At 73.2% G+C, this 19,180-nt stretch carries 21 protein-coding genes; 10 read left to right on the top strand and 11 right to left on the bottom strand.

From position 1 onward, the window contains the following. Positions 1–54: 54 nt before the first annotated feature. Positions 55–246, top strand: a complete 192-nt coding sequence (rpmB, locus tag SM447_RS01655) for a 50S ribosomal protein L28 (RefSeq protein ID WP_093401721.1) — start codon at positions 55–57, stop codon at positions 244–246. Between the two features lie 88 nt (positions 247–334). On the opposite strand, the gene SM447_RS01650 is transcribed toward rpmB, so the two are convergent. Continuing rightward, a complete protein-coding gene (locus tag SM447_RS01650; RefSeq protein ID WP_474570916.1) occupies positions 335–802 on the bottom strand; it encodes a GNAT family N-acetyltransferase in 468 nt (155 codons plus the stop codon). 43 nt (positions 803–845) lie between these two features. After that, positions 846–1,784: a thiamine-phosphate kinase gene (locus SM447_RS01645; RefSeq protein ID WP_474570915.1), complete on the bottom strand. Its 939-nt coding sequence runs from the start codon at positions 1,782–1,784 to the stop codon at positions 846–848. A gap of 123 nt (positions 1,785–1,907) precedes the next feature. Between SM447_RS01645 and SM447_RS01640 the strand changes: the two genes are divergently transcribed. Both SM447_RS01640 and SM447_RS01635 read left to right on the top strand, forming a co-directional pair. Beyond that, positions 1,908–2,141 carry an Lrp/AsnC ligand binding domain-containing protein gene (locus tag SM447_RS01640; protein ID WP_013284547.1) on the top strand — a complete coding sequence of 78 codons (234 nt, stop codon included), beginning with the start codon at positions 1,908–1,910 and terminating at the stop codon, positions 2,139–2,141. Further along, positions 2,142–2,774: a DUF3515 family protein gene (locus tag SM447_RS01635; RefSeq protein ID WP_474570914.1), complete on the top strand. Its 633-nt coding sequence runs from the start codon at positions 2,142–2,144 to the stop codon at positions 2,772–2,774. Positions 2,775–2,828: 54 nt separating this feature from the next. Here SM447_RS01635 and SM447_RS01630 read toward each other — a convergent pair whose 3' ends face one another. Continuing rightward, entirely contained in the window at positions 2,829–3,935 is a 1,107-nt protein-coding gene (locus SM447_RS01630; protein WP_474570913.1) for a D-alanine--D-alanine ligase family protein, read from the bottom strand. Positions 3,936–4,085: 150 nt separating this feature from the next. Beyond that, positions 4,086–4,322: a hypothetical protein gene (locus SM447_RS01625; protein ID WP_474570912.1), complete on the bottom strand. Its 237-nt coding sequence runs from the start codon at positions 4,320–4,322 to the stop codon at positions 4,086–4,088. A 275-nt stretch (positions 4,323–4,597) separates the two neighbouring features. On the opposite strand from SM447_RS01625, the gene SM447_RS01620 reads away from it, so the two are divergent. Further along, complete coding sequence (locus tag SM447_RS01620; RefSeq protein ID WP_474570911.1) at positions 4,598–5,443, top strand: helix-turn-helix domain-containing protein; 846 nt, start codon at positions 4,598–4,600, stop codon at positions 5,441–5,443. Positions 5,444–5,447: 4 nt separating this feature from the next. Continuing rightward, positions 5,448–5,648, top strand: a complete 201-nt coding sequence (locus SM447_RS01615; RefSeq protein WP_474570910.1) for a DUF397 domain-containing protein — start codon at positions 5,448–5,450, stop codon at positions 5,646–5,648. Between the two features lie 93 nt (positions 5,649–5,741). On the opposite strand, the gene SM447_RS01610 is transcribed toward SM447_RS01615, so the two are convergent. The 5 genes from SM447_RS01610 to SM447_RS01590 are packed head-to-tail and all read right to left on the bottom strand — an operon-like array spanning position 5,742 to position 10,544. Next, positions 5,742–6,788 carry an ROK family protein gene (locus tag SM447_RS01610; protein ID WP_474570909.1) on the bottom strand — a complete coding sequence of 349 codons (1,047 nt, stop codon included), beginning with the start codon at positions 6,786–6,788 and terminating at the stop codon, positions 5,742–5,744. A gap of 39 nt (positions 6,789–6,827) precedes the next feature. Continuing rightward, positions 6,828–7,649 carry a putative protein N(5)-glutamine methyltransferase gene (locus SM447_RS01605; RefSeq protein ID WP_474570908.1) on the bottom strand — a complete coding sequence of 274 codons (822 nt, stop codon included), beginning with the start codon at positions 7,647–7,649 and terminating at the stop codon, positions 6,828–6,830. Continuing rightward, positions 7,649–8,809, bottom strand: a complete 1,161-nt coding sequence (locus SM447_RS01600) for a cystathionine gamma-lyase (RefSeq protein ID WP_474570907.1) — start codon at positions 8,807–8,809, stop codon at positions 7,649–7,651. Before SM447_RS01600 ends, SM447_RS01605 begins: the two co-directional genes overlap by 1 nt. 2 nt (positions 8,810–8,811) lie before the next feature. Further along, a complete protein-coding gene (locus SM447_RS01595; RefSeq protein ID WP_474570906.1) occupies positions 8,812–9,810 on the bottom strand; it encodes an NAD(P)H-dependent glycerol-3-phosphate dehydrogenase in 999 nt (332 codons plus the stop codon). Further along, the gene (locus tag SM447_RS01590) at positions 9,807–10,544 is read right to left on the bottom strand and encodes a lysophospholipid acyltransferase family protein (protein ID WP_474570905.1); all 738 of its coding nucleotides are present in this window, start codon (positions 10,542–10,544) and stop codon (positions 9,807–9,809) included. Before SM447_RS01590 ends, SM447_RS01595 begins: the two co-directional genes overlap by 4 nt. 129 nt (positions 10,545–10,673) lie before the next feature. Here SM447_RS01590 and cofC point away from each other — a divergent pair, with 129 nt between their 5' ends. The 5 genes from cofC to SM447_RS01565 all read left to right on the top strand — a co-directional run bounded on the left by cofC (position 10,674) and on the right by SM447_RS01565 (position 16,372). Further along, positions 10,674–11,315: a 2-phospho-L-lactate guanylyltransferase gene (cofC, locus tag SM447_RS01585; RefSeq protein ID WP_474570904.1), complete on the top strand. Its 642-nt coding sequence runs from the start codon at positions 10,674–10,676 to the stop codon at positions 11,313–11,315. Between the two features lie 89 nt (positions 11,316–11,404). Then, complete coding sequence (locus tag SM447_RS01580; RefSeq protein ID WP_474570903.1) at positions 11,405–11,602, top strand: cold-shock protein; 198 nt, start codon at positions 11,405–11,407, stop codon at positions 11,600–11,602. Between the two features lie 53 nt (positions 11,603–11,655). Then, positions 11,656–13,950, top strand: a complete 2,295-nt coding sequence (locus tag SM447_RS01575) for an RNA degradosome polyphosphate kinase (protein WP_474570902.1) — start codon at positions 11,656–11,658, stop codon at positions 13,948–13,950. 23 nt (positions 13,951–13,973) lie between these two features. Beyond that, positions 13,974–15,506 carry a CYTH and CHAD domain-containing protein gene (locus SM447_RS01570; RefSeq protein ID WP_474570901.1) on the top strand — a complete coding sequence of 511 codons (1,533 nt, stop codon included), beginning with the start codon at positions 13,974–13,976 and terminating at the stop codon, positions 15,504–15,506. Then, complete coding sequence (locus SM447_RS01565) at positions 15,494–16,372, top strand: NUDIX hydrolase (protein ID WP_474570900.1); 879 nt, start codon at positions 15,494–15,496, stop codon at positions 16,370–16,372. Before SM447_RS01570 ends, SM447_RS01565 begins: the two co-directional genes overlap by 13 nt. Before the next feature lie 29 nt (positions 16,373–16,401). On the opposite strand, the gene SM447_RS01560 is transcribed toward SM447_RS01565, so the two are convergent. Continuing rightward, positions 16,402–18,297, bottom strand: a complete 1,896-nt coding sequence (locus tag SM447_RS01560) for an endonuclease/exonuclease/phosphatase family protein (RefSeq protein WP_474570899.1) — start codon at positions 18,295–18,297, stop codon at positions 16,402–16,404. A gap of 143 nt (positions 18,298–18,440) precedes the next feature. Then, complete coding sequence (locus SM447_RS01555; RefSeq protein WP_474571231.1) at positions 18,441–19,046, bottom strand: HU family DNA-binding protein; 606 nt, start codon at positions 19,044–19,046, stop codon at positions 18,441–18,443. Positions 19,047–19,180 lie beyond the last annotated feature (134 nt).

Raw genomic sequence — 19,180 nt, 5'->3', positions numbered from 1 at the left:
CCCGGGCAGCGCCTGGCGGCGACTTCATGAACGTTTCAAACCCAGGAGTATCCCGTGGCTAGCGTGTGTGACGTCTGTGGCAAGGGGCCGGGCTTCGGCCACAACGTGTCCCACTCGCACCGGCGGACCAACCGCCGCTGGAACCCGAACATCCAGTCGGTGCGCACCCCGGCCGGTGGCGGCACGACCAAGAAGCTGAAGGTCTGCACCTCCTGCATCAAGGCGGGCAAGGTCGCCCGCGCCTGACGCGGCGACCGCCAGGATCACGACCTCGTCATCACCGGCGGGCCCCAGCGGGCCCGCCGGTGTCGTCATGTCCCCACGAGTCGGCCGGTCAGAGCGTACGGCCGAACGACAGGCAGCCGGGCTCATCGGCGTAGAAGCCGAAGTTGGGGATCCGCTCGTAGCCCGCCGCCTTGTACAGGGCGATCGCCTCGGGCTGCCGGTCACCGCACTCCAGGATGATCCGACGACGGCCATGCTCACTGGCCGAGCGTTCGATGGCCGCCAGCACCGTGCGGGCCACGCCGCGTCCCCGGGCCTCGGGCGCGGTGTACATCCGCTTGAGTTCGGCGGTCAGGCCGTCGTCACCGTGGCTGCGCCAGCCGCCGCAGCCCACCGGCTGCCCGGCGATCATGGCGATCAGGAACGCCCCGACCGGCGGTTCGAACTCGCTGGCGTCGACCGGGGTCTCGTCGCCGCTGCCGCCGTACCGGGCACCCAGGTCGGCCAGGGTCGCGGCGATCAACCGCTGGGCCACCGGGGAGTCGAACGGCACCTTGTGGATCTCGATTTCAGGCACCTGTGCAGGGTACGACCCGGGTGGAGAGGCACCGCACCAGCGGTCAACGGAAGTGATCCCACCCGGGCGGCCCGTCGAACTCCCGCCCGTCCACCGTCACGCCGGAGCCCTCGGTGACCCGGCCGATCACCCGCCAGCCGGGTGGCAGGGCCGTCGCCGGGGGAAAGGTCGCGGCCAGCGCGTGGTCGTCGCCACCGGTCAGCAGCCAGGCGTACGGGTCGACGCCGAGCGCCTGAGCGGCGTCGCGCATCTGCGCTGGCACCTCGAAGGCGTCCCGGGTGACGTCGAGGGCCACCCCGCTGGCCCTCGCCACGTGCCCGAGGTCGGCGAGCAACCCGTCCGACACGTCGATCATGGCGGTGGCACCGAGCCGCGCGGCCAGTGGTCCGGCCGGGTACGGCACCTCCGGCCGGCGGTACGCCTCGACCAGCATCCGGGGCGTCCGGAAGCCCCGGGAGAGCACGGTGAACCCGGCCGCCGCGTACCCGGTGCGCCCGGCCAGGGCGACGACGTCACCGGGGCGGGCGCCCGCCCGGGTGACCGGTGACCGCCCGCCCAGGTCGCCGAGAGCGGTGACCGCGATGGTCAGGGTGGGGCTGGCCGACATGTCCCCGCCCACCACGCTGGCCCCGACACCGGCGGCCTCCGCCCCGAGCCCGTCGGTGAGTTCCTCCAGCCAGCCGGTGTCGACGTCCGCCGGTACGCAGAGCGCCACCAGCAGGGCCGTCGGGTCGGCACCCATGGCCGCCACGTCGGCGAGGTTCGCCGCAGCCGCCCGCCGCCCGATGTCGCGGGCCCCGGACCAGTCCCGTCGGAAGTGCCGCCCCTCGACGAGCACGTCGGTGGTGGCGACCACCCGGGCGTCCGGCGCGGCGACCACCGCGGCGTCGTCACCGGGGCCGAGCAGCACCGTGGATCCGTACGACAGCCGGGCGGTCACCCGGTCGATCAGACCGAACTCCCCGACATCCGCGACACTCACGTCGACACCCCGCTCCGCTCGCTCACCGCTTCTCCCCGACCACCGATCGGGATCAGCCCTGGTCCGTAAGGTACTTTCTCCCTTCGGGCCGCCTGGCGGGCGGCGACGGAGGGAGGTCGAGTCGTGGTACAGGCGTACATCCTCATCCAGACAGAGGTCGGCCGGGCACGTGACGTGGCCGGTCTCATCGCGGATCTCGCCGGCGTGGTCCGCGTCGACGCCGTCACCGGGCCGTACGACGTGGTCGTGCTCACCGAGGCGAACACCGTCGACGAGCTCGGCAAACTGATCGTCAGCAAGGTACAGATGGTGCCCGGCATCACCCGTACCCTCACGTGTTCGGTGGTGCGCCTGTAAGTGGACGAGCAAGCTGAATCCTCCGTCGCCGAGGCCGACCGCCCGGACGCGCAGGCACCCGACCGGACCAACCGCAGCGAGGCGTTGATCGCCACGGCGGTGGCCGTGCCGGTGGCCCTGCTGGTGGGCGTGCTCGCGCTGGGCAACCTCGCACCCGACGGGCCCGCCGCCGCACCGGAGTCGTCGCCGACCACTCCCGGCACCACGCCGGGCCCGATCTCGACCGCGCCGGTCGAGATGGCCGCCCCGGCGTTGGCCGAGCGCCCGGCCACCGTCTGCCGTGCCCTGCTGTCGCAGCTGCCCGCCTCGATCCGCGACCTGCCGCAGCGGCCGGTCAGCGCCGGACCGGAGCAGAACGCCGCGTACGGCGATCCGGCTCTCACGGTGGCCTGCGGTGGCGACGAGCCCGAGGTAGGGCCCACCGACCACCTCTTCAAGGTCAACTCGGTCTGCTGGTACGCGGTGGAGAGGTCCGACGTGACGGAGCTGACCACGGTCGACCGGGAGACGGCGGTGACCCTGCGGGTGCCGCACTTCTACGGCGAGGCGCTGCAGTGGGCCTCCCCCGTCTCCGCCACCATCGTCGAGTCGGTCCCGTCGTCCGGCTCGGCGCCCTCCGGCTGCACCTCCTGACGCGCCGGGGCCGGGAACGGCCCGGCCCCAGGTCGTCCCCGGTGCCGGCCGGGCTCAGTACTGCCCGGGCCCGCGGGTCAGCGCGGTGCGGATGAGCCGGTCCACCAGCTTCGGGTACTCCAGGCCGGCCGCCGCCCACATCCGAGGGAACATCGACGTCGGCGTGAAGCCGGGCATCGTGTTGATCTCGTTGAGGTACACCTCAAGCTCGGGTGTGACGAAGAAGTCGACGCGGGCCAGGCCGGCGCAGTCCAGCGCGGTGAAGGCGCGCACCGCGTAGTCGCGGACCTGCCGGGTGACCCGCTCGGGCAGGTCCGCGGGGATGTCGTACTCGCAGGCGGACTCCGCGTCGATGTACTTGGCCTCGAAGTCGTAGAAGTCGTAGTCCCCGATCACCCGGACCTCGGCGAGGACGGACGCCTCCGGCGCCCCACCGGCCTCGCCCTCCAGCACGCCGCACTCGATCTCCCGACCGACGACGGCACCCTCGACCAGGACCTTGCTGTCGATCTCGCGGGCGGTGGCGATCGCCGCGTCGAGGTCGGCCCAGTCGTTGACCTTGGTGATGCCGAAGGAGGAGCCGGCCCGGGAGGGCTTGACGAAGACCGGCAGGCCCAGGCGCTGCTTGTCCGCCTCGCTGAGGGTCGTTCCGCTGCGCAGCACCGCGTACGGGCCGACCGGGATGCCCTCGGCGGCGCAGAGCTTCTTGGTGAACTCCTTGTCCATCGCCGCCGCCGAGGCGAACACCTTCGCCCCGACGTACGGGATGCCGGCCATCTCCAGCATGCCCTGGATGGTGCCGTCCTCGCCGTAGGCGCCGTGCAGCACGGGAAAGACCACGTCCACGTCGGCGAGCGCCCGGGGCCCCTCCGCCGGGTCGAGCACCAACAGCCCGCTGCCGGTGGGGTCGGCGCGCAGCACGATGTCCGTGCCGGACGCCGCGGTGATCTCCGGCAGCCGCCGGGCGTTGATCGCCAACTGGGCGGGGTCGCCGCTGGTGAGCACCCACTGGCCGGCCCGGGTGATGCCGACCGGCACCACCTCGAACTCGTCCGGATCGAGCGCGCCGAGCACGCTGCCGGCACTGACGCACGAGATGCCATGTTCCGGGCTGCGGCCGCCGAAGACGATCGCCACGCGGGTCTTGCCTGGGGTGGTCACTGTGGTCACCTTTCCGGGACGCACTGCTGGCGCTCTCCCGGATGACCTTACTGTGCGTGGCGGGCACGGGTAGTCGATACCCGGCGGGAACGCAGGGCCGCCGCAATCGGTCAACAGGCGGTATACGGAACGTAACCGGACCCGCCCTGGTCAGCCCGCCAGCTCGCGCTCGCCGTACGCGTGCCGGCGTCCAATGGCGATCACCTTGACCCGCTGCCGGCCGGCCCGCACCATGCCCAGCGCCATGAACGCACCGGCGATCCGCTCGGCGGCCTCGCGGCTGCTCGCGCCGACCACCTGCCGGCGGCGTTCGGGGGCCAGCCGCTCGTTGCGACCGTCCACCTCGTACGGGCGGACGTCGGTCAGCACCACCAGGAAACGTGTCATCGCCGGCCGCCCCGGCGCTCGCCGAAAACCCGCTGACCAGTTCGCACGTCGATTCCCTTCCGGTGGCCGACCAACTGGCGTGGCACGCGGCGGTCGGGTACGGGGGAAAACCCGACCGCCGCGCGCCCCATCCCCTCCGGTCGCTCACCACCACCGTCGCCACGACAACCGGCGGTGAGGACGCGCTAACAGATTGACAGCTCCATGGGCATGAATGCAACTCTCACTGGCGTTCTCTCATGTACAGCATCCCAAATACGTGCGACCATCTATGCATGGCTCCGAAGACCGCCCGTGCCCGCCGGTTGGGCATCGCCCTGCGCCACCACCGGGAAGCCGCCGGCCTCACCCTGGAGACCGCGGCCGACGAGATCAACAGCACCCGCAGCACACTCTCCCGCTACGAGAACGCGCAGACCCTGGTCAGCCCGGCCACCGTGCGCGCCCTGCTGACTCTGTACGGGGTGGGCGCGGACGAGGTCGCCGCCGCCGTGCAACTCGCCAAGGACGCGCGCAAGCCGGGCTGGTGGGTGTCCTACTCGTACCTGCTCGACCGGCGCACCATCGACTTCATCGCGCTGGAGGCCGAGGCCATCGCCATCGCGAACTTCGAACCGTCGGTGGTGCCGGGGCTGCTGCAGACCGCCGACTACATCCGGGGCGTGATGCGGGGCGGGCCGCACACCCTGAGCGACAACGACGTCGAGGAACGGGTCCGCATGCGGCTGGACCGGCAGCAGCGGGTCTTCGAGGAGGACCCACCGATCTTCGACGCGATCCTCGACGAGGCCGCGCTGTTGCGACCGGTGGGTGACCACTCCGCGCAGCAGGGACAGCTGAGCCACGTGCTCAAGATGAGCGAGCTGCCGAACATCACGGTCCAGGTGATCCCGTTGTCAGCCGGCTACCACCGGGGCACCCGGGGCTCGCTGCACATCCTCGAGTTCGCCGACCCGGAGGACCCGATCATCGCCTCCGTGGAGACGGTCGCCGGGCAGATGATCCTCGACCGTCCGGGCGACCTGCGTACCTGCACGAAGATCATGGAGCACCTGCGCACCGTCGCGCTCAGCCCGACGGCCAGCCGCGACGCAATCTTCAAACTCCTGAAGGGACGGTAATCCGATGACACCGACGACCAACGCGGTGGTGGCCGTGACCGGGTGGCGCAAGAGCAGCCACAGCGGTGACGAGGGCGCCTGCGTCGAGGTGGCCGTCGTTCCCGGCACTGTCGCCGTACGCGACTCCAAGGACCCGGACGGTCCGTTGCTGGCGTTCCCGCCGGCAGCGTGGACCGCCTTCGCCCAGGCACCGCCGACGCGCTGAACGGACGCGCTGAGCCACGGAGGAATCGCACCCCCAGTGCCGCTGACCGGGCCGGTAAGGGCACCGCCGGCCCGGTCAGCTTCTCCGCCGCCGTCAGTCGCCGACCAGCGGCGGCGGCGTGGGCAGGGCGCGAACCGCCTCCAGTGCGGCCAGCGCGACACCCCGGGCACCGGCCATGTCGCGGTCCGGCACCAGCGCGAAGGTGGCCAGGGCGGCCTGCTCCACGCGCAGCACGGTGTGCTCCCGCACGGCGGCCAGGAACCAGTCGCGGAACTCCGGGTCCGTCTCCACCACCCCGCCGCCCACGAAGTACGCGTGCGGGTCGGTGAAGTTGGCGGCGATGGTGAACAGCGCACCGAGCGCCCTCGCCTGCTGGGCGAAGATCTCCCGGGCCAGTTCGTCGCCCCGTTCACCGTAGCCCCGGACCAGCTTGGCGGCGCGTCGCGGCGGCTCACCGGCCAGCGGATGCCCCGGGAAACGAGTCAGCCAGTACGGCAGCAGGTTGTGCTCGATCGCGGTCAGCGAGGCGATGCTCTCGACGTCACCGGCGAGGCCGCAGGCACAGGTGGGCACCGGTTGCTCCGGCGCCAGCACGGTGGTCAGCGGGATCTGCACGTGTCCCAGCTCGCCGGCCATGCCCGCCGCACCGGAGATCACCCGGCCGGTCTCGACCAGGCCACCGCCCAGCCCGGTGCCGACGATCGCCGACACCGACGAGCGCCGCATCGCCGCGGCCCCGAAGTGCACGTGGTGGGCGTAGAGCGCGGCCGCGTTTCCGTCGTTGTGGTAGACCACCGGCAACCCGAGCCGGCGCTCCAGCGCACCTCGCACGTCGAAGCCGCGCCACGCCGGCTGGGAGAAGTTCGTGGAGCCCTTCGACGAGATGACACCGCTCGCGCTCGCCGGACCGGGAGTGTCCAGACCGACCGCGCCCACCTGTTCACGCCGCACTCCGGTGCGGGCCAGCACCCCGTCGAACGCCTCCGACATGGCCGCCACCGCCGCCTCCGGACCGTCCTGCACCCGGCTCGGCGTCTCCACCAACCGGTCGACCAGGAACCGCCCGTCCAACGTGAGCACGGTGGTGTTGTTGGTCGTGCCACCGTTGTCGATCCCGACGACCACCGTCGCGCTGTCCACCCGAGTTCCCGCCTCCCGCCGTCACAACCTGACGTGAGGCTAGTTCTCGTACCGCCGACCCGCCACGTCGTCCGGGCGACGGCCCGTCATCGCGGTGGCGTCGGAGGCGTCGTCGCGCACCACCGATGGCACCAGTCCGGCCTCGGTCAGTACCGTCCGGAACTGCTCGACCTGCGCCCGGCCGACCTCCACCACCAGGTGCCCACCCGGCGCGAGCCAGTCCGGCGCGGCCGCGGCCAGCCGGCGCAGCACCGCCAGTCCGTCCGACCCGCCGTCGAGCGCCGCAGGGGATTCGTACCGGCGTGCCTCCGCCGGGAGCAGGGGGATCGCGGCCGTCGGCACGTACGGGGCGTTCGCCACCACCAGATCCAGGCCGCCCCGCCAGGCGGCCGGCAGCGGATCGAAGAGGTCACCGGCGAGGACCGGCACCCCCGTGGCGGCCAGGTTCCGTCGCGCGCAGGCCACCGCCGCCGGATCCACGTCTACCGCGGCCAGCAGCCGGGGCGTGGCGAGCCGACGGGCCAGCGCGCGGCTGATCGCACCGGAGCCGCAGCACAGTTCCACCACGTTCGCCGCCGGGCCGGTCACCCGGGCGGCCGCGGTGACCAACAGGGCGGTACGCGCCCGGGGCACGAAGACGCCCGGGTCGAGACCGATCCGCTCGCCGCAGAACTCCGCCCAGCCCAGCAGGTACTCCAGCGGCTCACCGGCGACCCGCCGGTCCACCAGCCCGGCCAGCGCCTCCGGGTCGCGCCCGGCGGCCACCAGCAGACGGGCCTCCTCCTCGGCCCAGACGCAGCCGGCCCGGCGCAGCCGGGCGACCACGGCGTCGTACCCGACCGCGGAGACCGGTGCGGCCATCAGGCGGCGGCGTCCAGCGCGGCCGCGACGTCGGCGACCAGGTCGGCGGTGTCCTCCACGCCACAGGAGAGCCGGACGAACCCCGGCGAGGTGTCGTCGCCCCACTGCGCCCGCCGGTCCGCGGTGGTGTGCAGGCCACCGAAGGAGGTCGCGGCGGCGACCAGCCGGGACGCGTCGAGGAAGCGGGCCACCCGTTCGGCGCTGCCCAGGTCGAAGGAGAGCAGCCCCGGCATCCGCCGCAGTTGTCGCGAGGCCACCGGATGTGCCGGATCGTCCGGCAGGCCGGGCCAACGCACCCCGGAGACGTCGGCACGGTCGGCCAGCAGCCGGGCCAGCGCCTCCGCGTTCGCCGTCTGCCGGGCGAGGCGCAGGTCGAGGGTGGCCAGCGACCGGTGGGCCAGCCAGGCGTCGAACGCGCCCGGCACGGCACCGGTCGCGGTGCGCCAGGCGGTGACCGTCGACAGCAGCTCCGCCGACCGCGTGGCGAGGTAGCCGAGCAGCAGGTCGGAGTGCCCGGTCAACGCCTTGGTGCCGGAAGCGACGACCACGTCGGCGCCGAGGTCCAGCGGGCGCTGCCCGAGCGGGGTGGCGGTGGTGTTGTCCACGGCCAGCAGGGCACCGGCGGCGTGCGCCCGCTCGGCCAGCGCCGGCAGGTCCACCACGTCGAGCCCCGGGTTGGCCGGCGTCTCCACCAGTACCAGTCGCACCCCGTCGAACGCCGGGTACGGGCCGACGGTCGGCGCGAACAGCACCCGTACCCCGTTGCCGGCGAGGGTGTCGGTGGCGAACGCGCGCACCGGAAAGTACCCGTCGGCGGGCAGCACCACCGTGTCCCCGGAGCGCAACACCGCCAGCAGCAGCCCGGTGATCGCCGCCTGGCCGCTGGCGAAGACCCGGCAGTCGCCGCCCTCCAACTCACCGACCGCCGCCTCCAGCAGCCGGCGGGTCGGATTGTCCGGACGCCCGTACCCGTTCGGCGCCGCCGACGGCCCCTGCCACGGGTCGAGGTGGTACGGCGCGGCGAACACCGGGCCGGGCAGGAACGGTGCGCCCGGTGCCGGCTCGGGCAGGCCGGCGTGCACGCACCGGGTGCCGTCCCCGTGCCCCGGGAACGCCTGCTCGTACTGCTCCGGCGAGAGCCACTGGTACTCGTCCGCCATGCTCACTCCGGCTTCGTGGTGCGGCTCATCAGGGCCTGGACCGCCAGGCGCGGATCCACGCCCTCGTGGCAGACCAGCTCGACCTGCTCGGTGATCGGCATCTCCACGCCGTGCGCGCGGGCCAGGTCCCGGATCGCCAGCGCGCTCTTGACCCCCTCGGCGGTCTGCCGGGTGGCCACCCGCGCCTCCTCCAGGGTGGCGCCCCGGCCGAGGTGCTCGCCGAAGGTGCGGTTGCGGGCCGACGGGGAGGAGCAGGAGGCCACCAGGTCACCCATGCCGGCCAGCCCCGCGAAGGTGAGCGGATCCGCGCCGAGGGCCACCCCGAGCCGTGCGGTCTCGGCCAGCCCCCGGGTGACCAGCATCGCCCGGGTGTTGTGGCCGAAGCCCATCGCGGTGGCGATGCCGTAGGCGAGGGCGATCACGTTCTTGACGGCCCCGCCCAGCTCGCAGCCGATCACGTCGTCGTTGGTGTACGGGCGGAAGTAGGGCGTGGTGATCGACCGTTGCACCAGCGTCGCCCGGTCGGAGTCGGTGCAGGCGACCACGGTGGCCGCCGGCTGCTCCGCGGCGATCTCCGGTGCCAGGTTCGGGCCGGAGACCACCACCACCCGGTCCGCGGCGACCTTGGCGGTCTCGACGATCACCTCGCTCATCCGCTTGGTGGTGCCCAGCTCGATGCCCTTCATCAGCGACACCAGGGTGGCCTCCGGATGCAGGTGCTCCACCCACTCGGCGAGGTTGCCCCGCAGGGTCTGCGACGGCACCGCCAGCACCACCATCTCGGCGCCCTTGATCGCCTCGACGGCGTCGCCGGTGCCGGTGACCGACTCCGGCAGCACCACGCCGGGCAGATACTCCGGGTTGCGCCGCTCGGTACGGATCACGTCGGCGATCGACTGTCGACGCGCCCAGATCGTCACCTCCCGGCCGGCGTCCGCCAGGATCTTCGCGAAGGCGGTACCCCACGATCCCGCACCCAGCACCGCCACCTGTCCGGTCACGCCGCGGCCTCCGGCCGCTGGCGGTCGGCCTGCGGACGGGCGGCGCGCTGCCACAGCGGCGGTGGGGTCCCACCCCGGATGTCGGCGAGCATGTCCCGCAACCGCAACATGATCACGTCGGTCATCTCCTCCAGCACCTGGCGGCTCGGGGTGGCGCCCGCCCAACGACTCAGGTCGATCGGCGGCCCCGCGACCACGGTCACCGGGATCCGGGGCCGCAGGTTGATCCGGGCCCGGCGCGGATCGAAGATCCGCTCCGGCCCCCACATCGCCAGCGGCACCACCGGGGCGCCGGTGGCCAGCGCCAGCCGGGCCGCGCCCGTCTTGCCCTTCATCGGCCACAGATCGGGTTCCCGGCTGGTGGTGCCCTCCGGATAAATGATCACGGCCCCGCCCTCGTCGAGCGCCTTGATCAGGGCGTCCAGCGACTTCACCGCGTCGACCGAACCCCGCTCGACGGGAATCTGGCGGCACCGGTGCAGGATCCAGCCGATCACTGGCACCTTGAACACGCTCGCCTTGCCGAGGAACTGCGGCCACCGCCCGGCGTCGTACACGAAGTGCGCGGAGACCAGCGGATCGGCGTGTGAGATGTGGTTCGGCACGACGATCACGGGTCCGTCCTGGCGCAGGTGCTCCATCCCCCGCCAGGTGCGTCGGGTCCAGACGGTCATCACCGGCTTGACCAGCACCACGGCGAACCATTGCCAGAACCCCAGCCTCCGCCGACCCACCGTGCCTCCTCGTGCCCGCCCCGACCCGCCCACCGGAGAAGCCCGGTGAGGTCCGCAGCCGAAATCATGCCTGCTCGCCCCGGGTACGGCCAGTGAGGGTACCGCTGCCCGGCTGGCAGGATGGCAGGTGTGACACAGCCCTGGACGGTCGTGGTGCCGGTGAAGCGCCTGGCAGCCGCGAAGACCCGGCTGCGTGGCGGGGTGCCGGGCGTACCCCACGAGGAGCTGGCCCTCGCGCTGGTCGCCGACACGCTGGCGGCGGTGCGGGCCTGCCCCGGGGTGGCCGAGGTGCGGGTGGTCACCGACGACGCCCGGGTCGCCGAGACGGCCCGGCTCGCGGGCGCCCGGGTGCTGCCGGACGTCGGGGACGCCGGGCTCAACGCCGCGTTCCGCAACGGCGCGGCGGGCGTGGCCGGCTGGGTGGTCGGGCTCACCGCCGACCTGCCCGCCCTGCGCCCGGCTGAGCTGACGGCGGCGCTGCACACCACGCTGACCGGTCCGTCGGGGGTACGACGGTTCGTCGCCGACGCCCCCGGTACCGGCACCGTGCTGCTGGCCGCCCCGCCGGGCGTACCCCTGGACCCGCGCTTCGGAACCGGATCGGCCGCCGCGCACACGGCCAGCGGCGCCCACCCGCTCACCGGTGACTGGCCCAGCCTGCGGCGCGACGTGGACACCGCCGACGACCTGGCCGCCGCGGCGCGGCTCGGGCTGGGCCCGCGCACGGCGGCGTTGGCCGCGGGCTGCTTCACCGGGTCCTCGTCGACCTGAACCACGGTGCTCGCCGGTTCCGCCCGATCACGGAGTTCGGCCGGGGAGGTCGGCAGGGTCTCCCCGGCCGAGCGCGGTACGGTGCTGGCATGCAGGGCACGGTGGCGACCTTCGACGCGGCGACCCGCAGCGGGCTGCTGCTGCTCGACGACGGCACCGAACTGTCCTTCCCGGCCCGGGCGTTCGACGCCTCCGGACTGCGGCTGCTCCGCCTGGGCCAGCGGGTCAGCGTGGAGACCGACGCCTCCGGCGGCGTCGTACGCGTGACGCTGCCGACGATGTCGTGACAACCCGCCCCAAGTTCATTTTGCGTTAACCGAGTTCGGGTGATTATGAGCGGGTGAGCACCCCTCGCGAACGCCCCGCCAGCCCCGCCGCCACCGACGACACCACGAGCCGCAACGGAGGTCGCCCCAGGGGGACCGACGGGCGGTTCCGCAGCACCAACCCCACCCTCGACGACGCCTCGGACACCGATTCGGCAGCGGCCTCCGCCGGGCTGGAGGAGGTGCTGGACCCGGTGTCGGAGCCGGGCCTGCCCCGGCCCGCCGACACGCCGGTGCCCGTTCACCCGCTGCCGGAGGACCGGTTCCTCAACCGGGAGCTGTCCTGGCTCGACTTCAACGCCCGGGTCCTCGCCCTGGCCGAGGACCAGCGCACCCCGCTGCTGGAGCGGGCCAAGTTCCTGGCCATCTTCGCCAGCAACCTCGACGAGTTCTACATGGTGCGGGTGGCCGGGCTGAAGCGCCGACTCTCCGCCGGGCTGCCCGTGCGCGGCGGCGACGGGCTACCGTTGCGTACCCAGCTGGCGCTGATCTCGGAGAAGGCGGCCACCCTGGTGACCCGGCACGCCGCCTGTTTCGTCGACGACGTGCTGCCGAAGCTCGCCGCCGAGGACATCCGGGTGCTGCGCTGGTCCGACCTCGGTGACGCTGAGCGGGAGCGGCTGCGCACCTACTTCCGGGAGCAGATCTTCCCGGTGCTCACCCCACTGGCGGTCGACCCGGCCCACCCCTTCCCGTACATCTCGGGGCGGTCACTCAACCTGGCCGTCGCGGTGCGCGACCCGGACGGCGGACCGGAGCTGTTCGCCCGGGTGAAGGTGCCCAACAACGTGCCCCGCTTCGTCCGGGTCGACCGGGACCAGCCGGGGGTACGCATGCTGCCGGTGGAGGATCTCATCTCGGTTCACCTCGGTCAGCTCTTCTCCGGCATGCAGGTGGTCGAGTGTCACCTGTTCCGGGTCACCCGCAACGCCGAGGTGGAGGTCGACGAGGACCGGGACGAGGACCTGCTCCAGGCGCTGGAGCGGGAACTGGCCCGGCGCCGCTTCGGCCCGCCGGTCCGGCTGGAGGTGGCCGCCTCGATCTCCGACCACATGCTGGAGCTGCTCGTCCGGGAACTCGACATGGACGCGCAGGACGTGCTGCGGGTACGTGGCCTGCTCGACCTCTCCGCGCTGTGGCAGTTGTACGGCGAGGCCGACCGACCCGACCTGAAGGACCCGCCGTTCGTTCCGGCCACCCATCCCCGGCTCGCCGAGGGCGAGGTGCCACGCAGCGTCTTCGCCACGCTGCGCGACGGCGACGTGCTGGTGCACCACCCGTACCACTCCTTCGCCACCAGCGTGCAACGCTTCGTCGAGCAGGCCGCCGCCGACCCGAACGTGTTGGCCATCAAGCAGACGCTCTACCGCACCAGCGGTGACTCGCCGATCGTGGACGCGCTGGTCGACGCCGCCGCCGCCGGCAAACAGGTGGTGGTGCTGGTCGAGTTGAAGGCCCGCTTCGACGAGGTGGCCAACATCGGCTGGGCGCGCACCCTGGAACGCGCCGGCTGCCACGTGGTCTACGGCCTGGTCGGTCTCAAGACCCACTGCAAGACCGCCCTGGTGGTACGCCAGGAGGGCAACCAGATCCGCCGCTACTGCCACATCGGCACCGGCAACTACCACCCGAAGACCGCGCGGCTCTACGAGGACTTCGGCATGCTCACCGCCGACCCGGAGATCGGTGCGGACCTGACCGACCTGTTCAACGTGCTCACCGGATACAGCCGACAGACCGCGTACCGGCGGCTGCTGGTGGCACCGCAGGGCATCCGCAGCGGCCTGATCGAGCGGATCGAGCGAGAGATCAACCATGTCCGCCTGGGCATGCCCGGCCTCGTGCAGTTCAAGGTGAACTCGTTGGTCGACGAGGAGATCACCGACGCGCTGTACCGGGCCTCCCAGGCCGGCGTACACGTGGACCTGATAATCCGAGGAATGTGCACCCTGCGCCCCGGGGTGCCCGGGTTGTCGGAGAACATCCGGGTGCACTCGATCCTCGGCCGTTTCCTGGAGCACTCCCGGATCTTCCGCTTCGGCAACAACGGGGACGCCGAGTTCTGGATCGGCTCGGCCGACCTGATGCACCGGAACCTGGACCGGCGGGTGGAGGCACTGGTCCAGGTCACCGACCCGGTGGCCCGGGCCGAGCTGGACCACGTGCTCGGCGCCGCGATGAGCCCCGATGTCGACGCGTTCGAGCTGGCCGCCGACGGCAGCTGGACCAGGCGGACCGGCACCTCCGACACGCCCCTGAGCCACCTTCAGGACCTGCTGCTGCGCCGCGTCGGCGGCACGGCCGGTTGAGCGGGCGGGAATAGGCTGAGCTGATGGTCGAGGAGGAACGGAAGTTCACGGTGGAGCCCGGGTGGCTGCTGCCCGATCTCTCCCCCGCCGTACCGGGTTCGGGGAGCGTCCGGTCGCTGGCACCGGCCACCCTCGTCGCCACCTACCACGACACCGTGGACCTGCGGCTGGCCCGAGCAGGCGTCTCGCTGCGGCACCGTCAGGGGGACGAGCTGCCGTGGACGGTGAAGCTGCCCACCGACAGCCCCGGCGTCCGCCACGAGATCTCCCGGCCCGGCGGTATGGACGCGGTACCGGCGGACCTGGTCGAGCTGGTCACCGTCTTCCACCGCGGCGCCCGGCTGGTCCCCGCGGCGGTGGTGCGTACCGTCCGGCACGCCCACGAGATCGTTGACGACGCCGGCCGGGTGCTGGCCGAGGTCGTCGACGACCAGGTCACCGTGCTCGATGCCGAGGGCGCCGCCACGAGCACCTTCCGCGAGGTGGAGGTGGAGCGCAAGGCCGGCGACGCCGCACTGCTCGACCGGCTCACCGAGCTGCTGGCCGACGCCGGCGCCCAGGGCGGCGACTTCACCCCCAAGCACGTACGCGCCCTCGGCCGGGCGGCCACCGCCGAACCGGATCTGGTCGCTCCAGTTGAGCTGCCGGCCGAACCCAGCGCGGCGGCGGTGGTCACCGAGGCGATACGGCGTGAGGCGGGCCGGCTGCTGGCGCACGACCCGCTGGTCCGGCTGCGCGCACCGGTCGGCGACGACGACACCGCCGTGCACCAGATGCGGGTCGCCTGCCGACGGTTGCGCAGCGACCTGAAGACCTTCGGCCCACTGGTCCGCCCGGCCTGGGCCCGGCCGCTGCGAGCCGAGTTGAAATGGCTGGCGGACGCCCTGGGGGCGGCCCGCGACGCTGAGGTGCTGCGGGAACGGTTGCGGCGCACCGCCGCCGCCGATCCGGTCAGCCCGGTGGACCCGGCGGCGGTCGGCCGGCTGGACGCGGTGCTCGCCGACTGGCAGGAGGAGGCGCTGGCCGGGGTCGACGAGGCGCTGCGTTCACCGCGCTACCTCGCCCTGGTGGACGCGCTGGTGCTGGCGGCCCGCGCGCCGCGCCTCACGCCCCGGGCGGACACGCCGGCCCGGCGGGTGCTGCCCCGACTCGTGGCCCGCCCGTGGCGACGGCTGGCCGGGACGACGAAGAAACCGGGTGGCGTCGCCACGTTACATCCGGCCGGGCCCGACGAGCAGTGGCACACCGTACGCAAACAGGGCAAGCAGGCCCGCTCGGCGGTGACGGCGGTCGCGCCGGTGCTCGGCGGGGACGCGGCGAAGCTGGCCCGGGCGCTGGCGAAGGTGCAGAACCTGCTCGGCGAGCACCAGGACGCGGCGGTGGCGGCCGAGACCTGGCGGACGGTGGCCGAGGCGCGACCCGACGACCACCAGTTGGCGGTCGTCGCGGGCCGACTGCTGGAACGCGAGCGGGCGGCCGTGCGACGGGCGCGGGCGGACTTCCCGTACGCCTGGCGGCGAGCCAGCCGACGGCGCCGGACCCGGTGGCTGGCGTGACCGCGATCCGGGCGGCCGGGGGCGTGGTGTGGCGATCGACGCCGCCGGACGGCGTCCAGGTGTGTCTGGTGCACCGCCCCCGTTACGGGGACTGGACGCTGCCCAAGGGCAAGCTGGAGCCGGGCGAGCATCCGCTGGCCGCCGCCGCCCGGGAGGTCGCCGAGGAGGCCGACGCACAGGCCGCACCGGAGCTGCGGCTGCCGTCGGTGCAGTACCGCAGCGAAGGCCGGCTGAAGGTGGTCGACTACTGGTCGATGCGGGCCGTGGGCACCGGCGGTTTCCAGCCGGACACGGAGGTCGACGAGGTCCGCTGGTTGGGCGTCGACGACGCGGTGGCCCTGGTCAGCTATCCGCACGACGCGGAGGTCCTCGCCGCGTTCGCGGCCCTGCCACCGGTCACCGCGACGCTGGTGCTGGTGCGGCACGGGCACGCCGGCAAGCGGCTGGCCTGGACCGGCCCGGACACGGGACGACCGCTGGACGCCCGTGGCTGGTCCGAGGCGCAGGCGTTGGCCCCGTTGATCGGGCTGATCCGCCCGGCCCGGCTGCTCTCCGCCTCGGCGCGTCGGTGCGTGCAGACCCTCGATCCGGCCGCCGCGTCGTTGGACCTGCCGATCGAGGTCTGCGGCGACCTGGACGAGCCGAGCGCCGGCCAGCAACCCGACGAGTGTGTGCTGGCCGCCGCCGCGCGCCTGACTGCACTGGCCGCCGCCGGGGAGCCGGCGGCGGTGTGCAGTCAGGGCAAGGTGATCCCGGGTGCCCTGGAGCGGTTGACGGGGCGGTGCGGTGACTTCACCACCGGCAAGGGCGGCGGCTGGCTGCTCGCCTTCGCCGGCGAGCGGCTGGTCGCGGCCGACCGCCTCTGACCGGGACCGGTCGACGGCCGCACCGCTGTTCAGCGGGTGGGCAGGGTGAGGGTGACGGCGACCGGCAGGTGGTCGCTGGCGGTGCTCGGCACCGCGACCGGGTCGGCGGCGATCAGGTCGGGTGTGACGAAGACGTGGTCGATCTGCTCGCGCGGATCGTCGGCCGGGCTGGTCGGCAGGGGGCGGGCGGGGGCGAACGCGTCGACCAGGCCGGCGTCGGTGAGCGCGGTGAACGCCGGGTCGCCCGGCTCGGTGTTGAAGTCACCGGCGACCACCAGCGGCGCGCCCTCGGCGTACCCGGTGGCGAAGCCCGCGACGGCGCGCGCCTGGACCACCGGGTCCGCGCCGGGCGGCGGTTGCAGGTGGGTGCTCACCACGGCCAGGCGTACGCCGTCACCGAGGTCGACCGTGACGCCCAGCGCCTGCGCCCCGGTGGGCGCGCCCACCGCGGGCAGCGGGCGGGTGCGTGGCCGCTGCACCGGCCAGCGGCTGAGCACCGCGTCCCCCCACAGCGGGTCGGCGGCCGGCGCGAAGACGTAGGGCATCCCCAGCCGCGCGGCGAGCAGGTGCAGGGTGTCGTGGCCACCGTTGAGCAGCCAACCCCGGTCGACCTCGCTGAGCACCACCACATCGGCCCGGCCGACCGCCCGGTCCAGGGCCCTGAGATCGAAACGGCCGTCGAGGCCGAAGCCCATCCGGATGTTGTACGCCACCAGCCGCACCCGCTCCGGCGGCCCGTCCCGGTTGCTCGACACCAGCCACGGCCCGTGCAGCCAGGCCGCAGCCAGGGCGACGAGGGCGGCCGCTACCGCGAACCGCCACCCGGCAGGCCCCGACGCGGGTACCGGCTGCGGCTCCCGGGGCCCACGCGACGCGACCAGGCCGACGAGCACCGCCACCACGACCGGCACCCACCGGTTGGGGTAGCCGAGGTCGTAGGCGGCGTAGTACAACACCGCGGCGACGGCGAAGACGAGCATGCCGGCCACCGCCGCGTACGCCGCGCCGGTCCGGGCGACCTGTGGTGCCGCCGGCGCGGCACCGGCCAGGGCGAGACAACCACCCAGGCCCGCCGCGCTGAGCAGGATGGCGAGGATGAGCAACGTCGTCGGCGCGTAGCCGAACACCAGCGCCCCGGCCACCAGCAGGACCGGCGGCAGCGCCCGCCACCGGCGGCGCGGCGGGACCAGCGCACCGAGCAGGAACAGTGGTGCCGCGACGCCCAGCGGGGCCAGCGCGAACGGCGGGGGTGTGGCCGTGCCGGCCTCGCCGTACCAGAACGACATCGCGGTGCTCGCGACCGCCGGCGACAACGCGACCATGCCGCCGAGCAGCAGCGCCGGCCCGACGAGCAGCCAGGCCCGGCTGCTGGATGACGCCGGACCGTCGAACGGCTGGGCGGTGTCGTGGAGGCGACCGAACGCCGTCTCGGTCGCCAGCAGCGCCGCCACCAGCACCATGCTGGCCACCCACGCCGGCCACTGCTGCCACCACACGAGGTCGTACGTGCCGAGCAACGCGTGGACCAGCGCGCCCCCGGTCAGCCCCAGCGCCAGCCCCGGCACCGGATGCGTGACCCGGACGGCGGTGGCGGCCAACCAGACCAGACCGGCGAGCAGGCCGGCGGTGGCCAACCACAGTTGGGCCCGGTCACCGGGCGCGGCGGTGAGGGCGAGCCGGGCGGCGCCGAGCGCCAGCACCGCCGCGACACCGACGGCGGCGGCGCCGACCCGGGCGACCAGGACCGGTGCGGCGAACGCCAGCACGAACCAGCCGAGCGCGAACGCGCCGAGCAGTTCGGCCGGGGTCGAGGCGGCCTGGCCGAAGATGGTGATGACCGACGGCAGGAACACCCGGAGCACGTCGGTCAGGACGACGAGACCCAGGGCCAGGGTGGCGGTGCCGAGACGACGCTGACTCAACACGGTTTCTCTTTCGGCGAGGGGTGGTGCGGCGATTGTCGGGGCCGGCTCCCGTACCGGTCAACGGTTCTCCACCCGGGCGGTGGTCGGACGGACATGACGAGGGCGCCCGCCGTGACGGCGGACGCCCTCGTCGTACGACCGGCTCAGCGCCGGGTCGCAGCCTTCCTGGCCGGCGCCTTCTTCGCCGGAGCCTTCTTGGCCGTCGCGGTCTTCCTGGCCGCTGTCGCCTTGGTCGCCGCGGTGGTCTTCTTCGCCGGGGCGGCCTTCTTCGTAGCGGTCTTCTTCGCCGGAGCGGCCTTGGCGGTCGCCTTGGTCGCGGTGGTCTTCTTCGCCGGGGCGGTCTTGCTCGCCGTGGTCTTCTTGGCTGCGGTGCTCTTCGCCGCGGTCGTCTTCTTCGCCGCGGTCGCCTTGGCACCGGTGGTCTTGGCGGTGGCGCCGACGGTCTTCTTCGCCGCGGCCGTGGCCTTCGGCACCTTGCCGCTGGCCACCATCTCCTTGAACCCGGCGCCGGGGCGGAACGTCGGCACCGAGGTCTTCTTGACCTTCACCGCCTCCCCGGTACGCGGGTTGCGGGCTGTTCGCGCGCCCCGTACACGCTTCTCGAACGCTCCGAAACCGGTGATCGCCACCTTCTCGCCCTTGGTGACCGCCGCCTGGACCTCAGCGAGAACCGCGTCGAGCGCGGCCGTCGCCGTTTTCCGGTCCCCCAGGCGAACGGCGAGCGCCTCGATGAGCTCGGCCTTGTTCACGACTTCCTCCTGATTGTGCAACTGACTCGACGCGAGCCATTCTGCGCGCACGGTATGCCCTGTGCTGGCGGGACACAAACATTCGGTGGAAAAAAGCCCTTGTGTCGTAACGGATTCGCCCCCACCGGTGGCAC

It is taken from the genome of Micromonospora aridisoli (assembly GCF_056150025.1).
This window is presented reverse-complemented; position numbering and strand designations above follow the sequence as displayed.